Annotated in this window: 9 protein-coding genes and 1 pseudogene; 6 read left to right on the top strand and 4 right to left on the bottom strand. The window is 65.8% G+C overall.

The window, feature by feature from the left end; genetic code table 11:
- Nucleotides 1-661, top strand: a 661-nt coding sequence (locus ACGFYQ_RS39955; protein WP_393751973.1) for a hypothetical protein, incomplete at its 5' end; no start/stop codon positions are given.
- Nucleotides 662-989: 328 nt separating this feature from the next.
- On the opposite strand, the gene ACGFYQ_RS39950 is transcribed toward ACGFYQ_RS39955, so the two are convergent.
- The gene (locus ACGFYQ_RS39950; RefSeq protein ID WP_393751971.1) at nucleotides 990-2,522 is read right to left on the bottom strand and encodes a trypsin-like serine peptidase; all 1,533 of its coding nucleotides are present in this window, start codon (nucleotides 2,520-2,522) and stop codon (nucleotides 990-992) included.
- Nucleotides 2,523-2,784: 262 nt separating this feature from the next.
- On the opposite strand from ACGFYQ_RS39950, the gene ACGFYQ_RS39945 reads away from it, so the two are divergent.
- Both ACGFYQ_RS39945 and ACGFYQ_RS39940 read left to right on the top strand, forming a co-directional pair.
- Nucleotides 2,785-3,090, top strand: a complete 306-nt coding sequence (locus tag ACGFYQ_RS39945; protein ID WP_393751969.1) for a hypothetical protein — start codon at nucleotides 2,785-2,787, stop codon at nucleotides 3,088-3,090.
- A complete protein-coding gene (locus ACGFYQ_RS39940; RefSeq protein ID WP_393751967.1) occupies nucleotides 3,087-3,965 on the top strand; it encodes a hypothetical protein in 879 nt (292 codons plus the stop codon). Before ACGFYQ_RS39945 ends, ACGFYQ_RS39940 begins: the two co-directional genes overlap by 4 nt.
- Nucleotides 3,966-4,763: 798 nt before the next feature.
- On the opposite strand, the pseudogene ACGFYQ_RS39935 reads toward ACGFYQ_RS39940, so the two are convergent.
- Nucleotides 4,764-4,953 (bottom strand): annotated as a pseudogene (locus ACGFYQ_RS39935) (transposase); the annotation flags it as partial.
- 405 nt (nucleotides 4,954-5,358) lie between these two features.
- Between ACGFYQ_RS39935 and ACGFYQ_RS39930 the strand changes: the two are divergent.
- The 3 genes from ACGFYQ_RS39930 to ACGFYQ_RS39920 all read left to right on the top strand — a co-directional run bounded on the left by ACGFYQ_RS39930 (nucleotide 5,359) and on the right by ACGFYQ_RS39920 (nucleotide 7,207).
- The gene (locus tag ACGFYQ_RS39930) at nucleotides 5,359-6,051 is read left to right on the top strand and encodes a hypothetical protein (protein ID WP_393751965.1); all 693 of its coding nucleotides are present in this window, start codon (nucleotides 5,359-5,361) and stop codon (nucleotides 6,049-6,051) included.
- A gap of 272 nt (nucleotides 6,052-6,323) precedes the next feature.
- Nucleotides 6,324-6,953 carry a DUF2975 domain-containing protein gene (locus ACGFYQ_RS39925; protein ID WP_393751963.1) on the top strand — a complete coding sequence of 210 codons (630 nt, stop codon included), beginning with the start codon at nucleotides 6,324-6,326 and terminating at the stop codon, nucleotides 6,951-6,953.
- On the top strand, nucleotides 6,953-7,207 hold the full coding sequence (locus tag ACGFYQ_RS39920) for a helix-turn-helix domain-containing protein (RefSeq protein ID WP_393751961.1): 255 nt from the start codon (nucleotides 6,953-6,955) through the stop codon (nucleotides 7,205-7,207). The genes ACGFYQ_RS39925 and ACGFYQ_RS39920 overlap by 1 nt, the downstream gene beginning before the upstream one ends.
- A 172-nt stretch (nucleotides 7,208-7,379) precedes the next feature.
- Here ACGFYQ_RS39920 and ACGFYQ_RS39915 read toward each other — a convergent pair whose 3' ends face one another.
- Both ACGFYQ_RS39915 and ACGFYQ_RS39910 read right to left on the bottom strand, forming a co-directional pair.
- Nucleotides 7,380-7,505 carry a hypothetical protein gene (locus tag ACGFYQ_RS39915; protein ID WP_393751959.1) on the bottom strand — a complete coding sequence of 42 codons (126 nt, stop codon included), beginning with the start codon at nucleotides 7,503-7,505 and terminating at the stop codon, nucleotides 7,380-7,382.
- Between the two features lie 428 nt (nucleotides 7,506-7,933).
- Complete coding sequence (locus ACGFYQ_RS39910; RefSeq protein ID WP_393751957.1) at nucleotides 7,934-10,066, bottom strand: FtsX-like permease family protein; 2,133 nt, start codon at nucleotides 10,064-10,066, stop codon at nucleotides 7,934-7,936.
- Nucleotides 10,067-10,074 lie beyond the last annotated feature (8 nt).

Here is a 10,074-nt window from a genome sequence, read left to right as displayed (position 1 = left end):
CGCCGCGCACTGCGTGGACATCAGCGAACCCAAGACCGTGCGGGGCCTCATGTCGGACTACCGCCTCTACACCGCCCGCCTGGCCATGGCCGACCTGCCATCCACCCGCTGGCGGCAAACCACGGCCACACCCGACCCGGACCAACAGCCACCAGCCGGCCCCCGCGACCCCGACGCCCCCCACCTGCCGCTGGAGACGGGGGAGTGGGACATTCCCCGCGTTCCGCTGCGCTACGACCGTGCGGTCATCGCCTCCACCATGCTCGCCGCCCAGCTCCGCACCGCCCGCCGTACGGGTTGCGTCATGTACGACGTCGCCGCCCACCAGCAGGCCGCGATGCCCGAGCAGCTCCTCGTGCCGTTCCCGGACACCGATCCCCATGCCGAGCCGGACCGCCTGGACGACAAGCCTGTGCTCGACCTGACGGCCGTGCGGGCCCTGAAGAAGTCGCGCACCGACGTCGAAGCCCTGGAGTTCACCGACGAGCAGCTGCGCCAGCTCCAGGACGTCTTCACGAAGGCGGCCGCTCAAGCCCGCAGAACGATGGACCGATACGCCGACCGCAAGGACGCCACCGCGCCGCGTCCGGTGCACGAGGACGACCAACGCGCACACCGCTCCCATCCCGACCCACACCGCGGTCCGGAAGCCGGCCGCTGATCCCACCCGGCGCGGTGCAATCGGTGCACGTCGACGATGCCGTGCGCTCTCCGCACAGATGCCCGACATCCTCGCGGAGTGCACGACGTCAGCTTGAAGCTCAGTTTGCAGAATGGGAGCGGGTTGCGGGCGGTGACCGGATTGACGGCGGGGCCGGCCCGGCGTGGGCGGGCCAGCCCGTCGCATGTGGCACTCACGGGGTAATCGCAGCGCTGCTGCATTCCTGTGCTGCGAAGCCACCAGCATTCAAAGGGGTGCGCCGGTGATCCGGTTGGTTCTGGACCCCACGGTGGTGCCTGGTGTGCTCGCAGTGGGCAATCAGGGCGGGTCAGGCCGGCGGGGAGATCATCCGCTCGGTGCCGAGGCTGTTCATGCGGGTGTCCTGGTACATGGTGGTTTCGCCGTCAGTCCAGCGGATCATGAGGTCGTTGGTGAGACCGTCACTGGTGAACTGTCCGGTCGTCATGATGACGCTGTGGGTCCACGTCTTGTTGGGGCCGTGGATGCGCTGCTCGCCGCCGAGTCCGCCGGTGGTGGTGCCGACGTAGTTGTCGAGTTCGCCGCTGGACCAGCGGACCATGAGGTCCCACTTCTGGTTGCCGGAGAACTGCCCGGACGTCAGCAGTGTGGCGTCCTTCCAGGTGCTGTTGGGGTCCTTGAGCTTGTATTCCTGGCCCAGGGTGCCGGCGCCCACGTTGGTGAACAGGCTGAGCTCGCCGTCGGACCAGCGCACCATGAGGTCGGTGACGTAGGTGGCGGCGTTGAAGCGGCCGGCGGCTATCTGGGTGGCGTGGCTCCAGATGGACCCTGAGGGAGCCATTTCGACGCCGGCACCAAGGCCGTTGGAGCCGACGTCGCCGTGCAGGGTCATCCTGCCGTCGTCCCAGCGGACCATGAGGTCGAACTGGTTTGAGCCGGTGAAGTCGCCGGCGGTGATGGTGGCGACCGGCTTCCAGCCTGCGTTGGGCGCTAGGAGCTGCCGTTCGGGACGGAAGCCGCCGTTGCCGTCACCGGGGTAGAGCGTGACTTCGCCGTCGGTCCAGATGACGAGCAGATCGCTGTGACCTGTGCCGGAGAAGTCTCCGGCGGAAATCTGCTTGGCGTGCTTCCACGTCTCGCCGCTTCCCGGCAGGACCGGACCGTCCGTCGGAGGCTGGAAGGTGCCGCGATGGACGTTCTTCGGTCCGATGCCGTTGCTGGCGTCGTTGTAAAGGTCCTGGGCATCCTTGCCGTAGAGCGGCGAGTACGAGATCCAGTCGACGTCGCCGCCACCGCCCATTCCCCCGACGTTCCCGATCACCTCTCCAGTCCTGGCCGAGGCGTTGTATCCCCTGATCCAAGGACCGCCGGAGACACCACCGTAGTAGCCGCCGCACTCCATCTGCATCTGCCGGAACCCATACAGCCGACGGGTTGGCACATCACAGCGGATGGCCTTGTGCTGGCTGTTGTCGCTGGCGTGGGCCGGGTAGCCGACGACCGTCACGTTGTGGTCGTACGACGTCGAGGTGGTGAAAGTGAGGGCGCCGACGACGTCCTCGACCGCGCCCTTGCCATTGGGGGCGACGGTGACGAAGGCGAAGTCCAGGTCCGAAACGGCAGCCCTAGTCTGGCCCGTGTCGGGGTAGCGGGGGTCCTTATAGACCTCGCCGACCGCGAAGAGTCCCCACGGCTGGTTGGCCGGGATCTTGAGGAACTGGTACTGCGGCACGAAGACACGGTGGGTGGCCGCGTTCAGGCCGTTCGCACAGTGCCCCGCGGTAAGCACCAGGCTCTTTCCCTTGCTACGTACGACGCTGCCAGTGCAGTAGGTGGCGTTTCCACCGACCGGCGTGCCGTCGAAGAAGAACGTCCCCACCATCGGGAGGCCGTCGAAATGCGCGGCGTGGGGCGTGTCCCGCGGTGCAGCGGCTGTCGAGTTGGGTGCTGATGGAACGTTGGTGGGCCCGGTGCCGCGGGCGGCGTCGATTGGCTTGGCCTGGGCCATCCGCTCAGCTGTCCAGTACTGCTCGTCCGCGGTTGAGGCCGGGGAAGCAGTGGGTGAGGTGGGGGTGGACGCGGAGGGAGAGGGGGGAGCGGATACCGGTGGTGCGGCCGGAAGGGGAAGCTGCGAGGCGGAGGGCGTGGAGCGGGGTAAGTCTGAAGGGCTGGGTGTGGGGGGCGACGACGAGGATGAGGCCGAGGGGGAAGGGAGCTTTGTGCCGGCCGGAGAGGGAGCGGCCGACGCCGCCAGGGCAGCGGGGGCGGTGAGTAGCACGGTGCTGGTGCCGAGCGCGAGTGCGGTCAACCATTTTGATCTCAATGACTTGCTTCCTGAGCGCAGTGATGACGCCTGGCATCGCAGTGTGTTAGTGCGTCAGTTCGATGAAGAGGGCAGAGTAGGCAGTGGTGTGAAAGATCGTCAACGAATCCAGATAGGCGACAAATGAAGCGATTACGGGCATGGATCGGCGCGGCGGTCCTGACGATTCCGCTGTTCATGTCACTCGGAGCGGAGGGCGTGCAGGCCGCTCCGCTTACGGATGTGCCATTGCCGCTTCAAAGTGGCGCCGAGCAGTTGGTTCGGCCTGGAGAGCAGGTCAGCGTCTCAGTGGGCCTGCAGGACGCCGTCGGCAACGGCGACAGGGTCTTCTCCGAAGCGTTCGCCGCGGATGGCCGGATGAGGATGAACGATCCGCACGTCACCGCGGTTATGACGATCTCCTGTACCGCTGCGCCCGGGTCCTACGAGGTGCGCATCGGATCAGGTGGGGACCGGAACCCCTCCGAGGTGACGCGGCTCTGGGGGAGCGTCCGGGTGGCTCCGGCTGAAGCGACGGAGCGTGCGGCATGCGGGCGGCGGGTCTCCGAGTTGCCGCCTGAGCCCCAGGAGGAGCGCTGGCCTGCGGATGTGGAGTGGCCTGCGAGCCCGTGGGACGTGCGGTCGGTGCGGGCCGGCGGCGAGATGACGGCCACCGATGGCCTGGAGATGGGCGGCGACGGAGGTGTCACGTTGATCTCGTCGGCGTTCACGCGACCAGTGGTCATGCACGGAGCGAAGAGGGTCTCCGCGGTCGTCCGCATCAGGTGCGACGCGAAGCCGGGTCTCTACACCGTGGTGTGGCGAGAGAAGGGGAAGCTGTCCAAGGACTGGGCCCGACTGCGGGTGGAACCCGCAGCCCCTGACTGCCACGACCCTGCCCCTACGCTGGCCGACATGGTCAAGCGCACGGCTCCCTGGCTGGCGGCAGGCATCTGTGCTGCCGCGCTTGCAGTAGGGGCACATGCCCTGAAGCGGAGGCGGCGTGCCCATCCTCCCCTGTGATTGTGAACCCTAGACGCCGCGCGCTCCCGGAAAGAGTGGTGGATGCGGTACGCCCGAGCCGGGTGCGCGTTCCGGTTATTCCTGCCGAACCATGAGAAGGGTGCACGGTTCTCTTTCTGGAAGCAGTCGAGTCGGCGATATAGGCGCGTTGTTTATCGTGGCTGAAACGATTCCAGAAATGACTTGAAATGCAGACCCGCGCCGGTCGGACTGCTTGGATGCTCAAACTAGCCTCAGGAGATGGACAAAGCCGTTGCCCAACAGCTCATTTGCTGTCTGACGGCTCCTCCGTGAAGCCGTCGACCGACGGAGGCGTCCAATCGCAGAGGGTCGGGGCGCCCCTGTGCCTTTGGTCAAGCTCGTCGGGTGGGTGTCCGGGGTCGGCGGGTCGGTGGCGGGCGAGGTTTGTCGAGCACCGGATCGCCAGCCTGGGCGACATGCCGCGTTCGGAAGGCCCAGGTCGATGACAGCCGAGAACGCGGCGGCGCTCGTCGCCCGGAGGCTGAAGTCCATCAGTTATGCCTCCTGGGTGCGTAGGTCCTGCCCGGCATGCTGCTGACAGCGTGCGGAGGCGACCCCCGCGAGCGGATCGAGACCCGTGACCAGGCCGCCAGGGTCACCCTTCTTGAGGCTTAGCCTCGCCGTTTCAGCTGCGGCTGGGGGCCGAGCGGGGTTGTTCGGGGCGGTGTTGGTGGGTGGGCATGGCGGGATCCCGCGCGGTGGTCGGGTTCTCCAGGGTTCCTCGGGTCGTGGGTCGGGGGTTGCTGGTCAGCTGGCCGGGCGGGGCGAGGCTGCGAGTCAGTGGACGGCGGCAGCGAGTTCGTATCTCCAGGGCCAGGTGGCGGAGAGCCGCAGGTGGAGGGGGTCGGCCGCCGTGGGTGAGACGGGCGGCGACATGCAGCAGCCGGTAGCGGAGTTTCTTGGGCTCGGTGTCGGCCAGCTCGCCGTTCAGCAGCAGAAGGCGGGTCCAGGCGAGGAGGCCGATCGCTGCCAGGGCATGGCTACAGCTCCGTCGCAAGAACCCCTGCTGAGGCTGTGAGTGTCGGCCGGCTCTGGCCTTTGCCGGGCGTATTCAGACATCATCGACATTTAACGGAGCGGTGCATTTCACTTATTCGGTATGGCTAAAAAGTGCGCCAATGTGTCCTGAAGTATTTACCGTGCCGAGCGGGAGTTCGCCGCGAACCTCAAACAAACCTCAGAAGAATCAAATGCGGGTTGCCGGGGCGCTGTGGCGTATGTGACTGTCGTTCAGTCAAGCGCCGATGACCAACGGCGCTTACATGCAGAAGGTTGGGGGGCCTGGGGAAATTCCTTTCCTGCGCCAGGCTGATTTCAGTTGTGCGCTCCTTCTGTATGCGTTACGCAGGAACAAGTTTTGGGGGAAGTTGAAATGAGCAACACCACTCGCCGAGGATTCGTCGGCGCGATGGCCGCGACCGTCGGAGCGTTAACGCTGGCGGCGGCTCTGCCCGCGCAGGCCAGTGCTGTAGAGGCGCCGCTGCCCTCCACGCCGCAGGCGTACGTCGCATGGCTGGAGGCCAAGCAGGACCCGGCTGCGGCTGAGACGATCGCTCAGTTCAAGGCCCTGCCCAAGGAGAAGCAGGAGAAGTTCCTCGGCTACCTGAACAAGCCGGACCACTTCAAGGCGTTCATGGACGTCGCGCAGAGCCCCACCGCCAAGCAGCGCGTGCTGGCCGGCGGCGACATCGTCATCAACAAGGAGGAGTCGAACTCGTCGAACTCTCCGAGCGCGGTGGCCGGTGACATGAACGCCTGGCACAGCGTTTCCGACACGATCGTCGGCGTCAAGGTCACGACGGTGAAGCTCGGCGTCAACTACCGGGTCTCCGGCAGCAGGGTTACGGTCGTCCACAACGGCTGGGCCAGCCACACCAACTGGGTGCCGGCCCTGTCGTTCGACCACGAGCCGATCAAGAACTGGATCTCTGCCGACCCGGGGAACAACGCCCACTCAGAGACCGTATGGACAGGCAAGTTCGCCATGTACGGCACCTGGTCCTGCCGTCACCGCATGTGGGCTGACCAGGACGGCTTCAAGGACGGATACCTCAAGAGGGTCTGATGCACCTGCACCGGCGGTCCTGACCAAGCCGCCGGCCGGTAGGCCCTGAGCTGACCAAGCTCGCAGTTCGGCAGGCGCGGAACCGGATGCTTGCCCCCGTGGAGTGATGACGCCCACGGGGGCGAGCCTGGCCGCGCCTGCCGTGCTTTCGTCTGCTGCCCCCGGGCTGCTCTGTGCCGCCGCAGTGACCCGGGTTGAGGACGGGGTTCCCCTTCCCCCACCCCGCCGGTATCGTTTATCGATAACATCGATAAACGATACCGGAGGTGGCGGTGAGTGAGGACCGGAAGCTCCTTGAACCCCTGTCCACAGTGGTCTCGGGCGTACTCCGCCTGCTGGTCGGCGTCCTCGCGATCAGTGTTGTCCTGAGCCTCTTCAACAACGACATCGCATTCTGGAGCGGACCGGGCAACTGTGCCACCGCTGACTGGATCTCCGGCAGCTCGAGTGCTGCTGACGCCATGTTCAGCGCTCGAAACGGGGCGCACGTCACAGCGGTCCCGCAGTACTGCGCCGAACACCCCAGCAACTACCAGCATCTGCTGAGAGTGCTCGGTGGCGTACCGACGCTCATTCTGTTGATCGGCGGGCTCATCCTGCTCAACCGCCTGCTGCAGTCGGCCGCCCGAGACGGCGTCTACACCACACAAACCGCCTCCAGGCTGCACCTCCTGGGCTGGTGGCTGCTGCTCGGCAGCGTGTTTGCGGAAGTCATCGAGGCCGGCGCCCGCGCAGCCCTGCTCGCGACGCTGACCGACAACGTCACATTCTCGGCCGAAGCGGTACTCCACACGTCGGCATTCCCCTACCTCACAGTCCTGACCGCCCTAGGGGTGCTCACGTTCGCACGGATCACACGTGTGGGGGCCACCATGCGCGAGGACCTCGAAGGGACTGTCTGATGTCCGACGGGGAAACCGAGACCCACGAAATCCACGTGCATCTCGACCGTCTCCTCGCCGAACGAGACATGACACTGGCAGAACTCGCCGTTCGCGTAGGCGTGACCAACGTCAACCTGTCCATCCTCAAGAACAATCGCGCAAAAGCAATCCGCTTCACGACTCTCACGAGCATCTGCCGAGTGCTCGGCTGCCAGCCGGGCGACCTCCTCAGCTACGGTCCGGTGCGAAATGATGCCCAGGCTGGATCGTAAGTGTCGAGCCACACATTATTACTCGTACGGCAAAAGGCAACGCAGCTAGCCACCCCACTCGCAGGAATCAGGGAGAAGTAAATGATTGGAATGATGGACACTGGAATGAAGATCATGGCAGTGATCTCTGTCGCAGCGGTGATCGGCCTGATTGTTCTCGCCAACAGGTGGCTCAAGCGACACTGAGCGCTGCTACGCGAGCGGCGGTCAGCTCGGCGCCATCGGAAACGGCGGTGACGATGTCCTCGGGCAGGCGCAGCAGCAGGAACGGCAGTTCCGGGGCGTCCTCGCCAGACATCCACCACGCCCAAGCGGGTCGCGTCGAGTGGGGCCAGGAGGTGCCGGTGCTCGGCGGCCTTTCCGCGCACCGCCGCCGGCCCCTTCCCCACGCTACGTCGAAGTGGCTACAGACCGCGCCCAGTCTCCCCAGCTGCCGGATGCGATCGGTGTCCATGTCACCCCGGCCGTAGGAGCCCCGGTTGTCGGCGATTCACCGCCCAAGCGGGAAGCCGGCGAGCGATGGTGACCCGGAGGACTCGGCTTGTTCGCCGTCCGAAATGCGGGAACGGCACGTTCGTATGTCCGTTGCCTACGTCCACCTCGGTCCGATCGCATCCGAGCAGCGATCGACTACGCCGGCTGCCGCCGGGTGACAATCGGTGTGCACGACGACGGGAAAGCCCCGAGCGGTACCCGTTCCCGCGCTCCTCTGTTCGGATGGATTGATCAGTCGCCCGCAGGGAGCCAGGTTCGGCTACGCCGAACTGCGATCTCTGCGCATACGACGGCGACGATGACACCGCCAATGGCGATACCGAGTGAACCGGTAGCCACGAACCCGCCGGAGAGCTCGCCTCCGTCGCCGATCGAGAGCAGCATCTGGCCGAGTAGATACGTAGCCACACCGGCGCCCGCTCCCACAACCGTGAGGGGAACCGCGAGGTTCCAGAGGGCCACGCGAACGTAGAACTTCCTGTCGCTTCGGAACGAAGCGATCGGGCCGAGGCCGCGCGCCTGGTCGTCGAAAACGGAGGCCGCGCCCACGATTCCGGCGAGGACTAGAGCAAGTAGACCGACCAGAGCTGAATCCAGCACCCACTTGACGTAGTCGGCCCGGGCCTGCGCGCCGAGCATCCCCGACTCCACTGGCACTTCAAGCATGGGGAAGCCGAGCGTCCGGTAGGCGGCAGCCCAAATCCGATCGGCTCCGGCCCCGCCAGAGGTGTTGAAGACGACCAGGGAGACGTTTTCAGGGTTGGTGATGCCAGGGTCACGCGAGGTGATGCTTACCCTGTCCGGTGCGAGGCCGAGGACGGCCAGCGCCGTGCGGGGCGTGACCCCGATGTCCTTCACCGCCTCCGTCAGTTCTGTTGTCGTCTCGGGGCAGGTGGGCAGTGTTCCGAAGAACGCCAATGACTTGCAGTCGGCGGACAGCACCGTGCGATCGCCTTCGCGGTACATGAGGGCTGAGGGATAGTCGGGGAGCTGTTGACGGAGCTGGTCAAAGCGAGCCGGATTACCCGAGGCATTGATCAGGACGGCGTTGCGGTTGGTGGCGCCGGACAAGTGCTTGGCAGCAATTTCAGGTCCTTCGAGCTGGCTGGTGACCACTTGGCCCAGTGTCGTCAGACCGAGTCCCACAATCATGGCCGCGCTGAGTACGGCAAGGACGACAGGCCTGGCAGCGAGCCACCGCCCGGCAATGAGTCCTGCCGCATCGCCCCTGCGGATCGAAAGAGAGGCGATCGCGGATCCGAGAGAGCCGGACAGGCGACCTCCTAGGCTGGGGAGGACTCCGAGGACGAGCATGGCTCCGAAGAAGAAGACGACCCGTCCCGGACCGTCTGCCCGCCACGTTCCGTACAGGCACAGGACAGAACCCATCGCGCACAGCACCCATACCGTCCGACCAGACGCGTCCTTGGTCTGTTGTGGACGGGTGGTGGTTCGCTTGGGAGGTCGGGCATAGCGCAGCGCGCTGATCCCCAGGACGAGGGCAGCTGCGACAAGGATCAGCAGGGGGGTCCACACGCGCAGTGGTGCCAAATCGCCGGCTGAGACGGTGTGCCTGGTGAAGGGGAGGCTGGTGTCCCAAACGGTCGTGGCCCACGCTGCCGCTGCTGCCAGCAGTGAGCCTGCCAGCACAGGGAGAGCGGCCTCACCGATGACCACCAGCAGTCGTGATGCGCGCGAAGCTCCCAGAGCCTCGAGCATCGAGATCCGGCGGTCTCTCATTTCCGCGCCGCCGCGTATCACGACCATGAGGGAGGCCGCGGCCGGCATCACGGTGAACAGCAGGAGGAGTACCCAGAGGTCACCGGATGAGCGTTCGAACTGGTGACTTACGGTGAAGTAGTCGATGAACTGCGAGTCCGGACGTCCGAAGCCCGATATGAGTGTGCTGTGGCTTGTCTCGTCGAAGATGCCCTCGACGGGGGACCGCGCGTACACCAGCAACTCATCAGGTTCGGCAAGGCCATCTCGTCCAATGATCCCGGCCATCGTGCCGTAGCGGGAGACGAGCGCTCCGCCCGCATGTTCGACGGCCCGGGGTGAAAGGAACGATTCACCCCGCTCGGGCCACCTCTCAAGGCCCGGGGGCGGACTGGCACCTGGTTGGAGCGGCTCCAGGAAGACAACCGAAATCGCCTGACCGTCGGCGTAGTCCGGCCGCTCCAGCCAGCGGGCCACCGCTTCCCGACTCTGCTGGGTCATGACAGGGGAACGAGCGTCCTGTCGCTCCTGGCGAGCGTCCAAGCCGGCATCCACCGCAAGGAGGCTCCAGACCACCCACAGTACTAAGAAGGACGCTGCGAACAGTCCGAAGCGGTGAACCAGGGCGGACACGCCGCTGGACATCCCAACTC

The organism is Streptomyces sp. NPDC048258 (genome assembly GCF_043201995.1).
GTDB lineage: Bacteria > Actinomycetota > Actinomycetes > Streptomycetales > Streptomycetaceae > Streptomyces.
Note: the sequence above shows the minus strand (reverse complement) of the source record. Positions and strands in the feature narration are given on the sequence as shown.

Excerpts from the sequence above, each read along its gene's own strand:
- ACGFYQ_RS39940 (WP_393751967.1), top strand. The coding sequence starts at position 3,087 with ATGAAGCGATTACGGGCATGGATCGGCGCGGCGGTCCTGACGATTCCG.
- ACGFYQ_RS39920 (WP_393751961.1), top strand. The coding sequence starts at position 6,953 with ATGTCCGACGGGGAAACCGAGACCCACGAAATCCACGTGCATCTCGAC.
- ACGFYQ_RS39910 (WP_393751957.1), bottom strand. The coding sequence starts at position 10,066 with ATGTCCAGCGGCGTGTCCGCCCTGGTTCACCGCTTCGGACTGTTCGCA.
- ACGFYQ_RS39950 (WP_393751971.1), bottom strand. The coding sequence starts at position 2,522 with ATGGTGGGGACGTTCTTCTTCGACGGCACGCCGGTCGGTGGAAACGCC.
- ACGFYQ_RS39915 (WP_393751959.1), bottom strand. The coding sequence starts at position 7,505 with ATGTCTGGCGAGGACGCCCCGGAACTGCCGTTCCTGCTGCTGCGCCTG.
- ACGFYQ_RS39930 (WP_393751965.1), top strand. The coding sequence starts at position 5,359 with ATGAGCAACACCACTCGCCGAGGATTCGTCGGCGCGATGGCCGCGACC.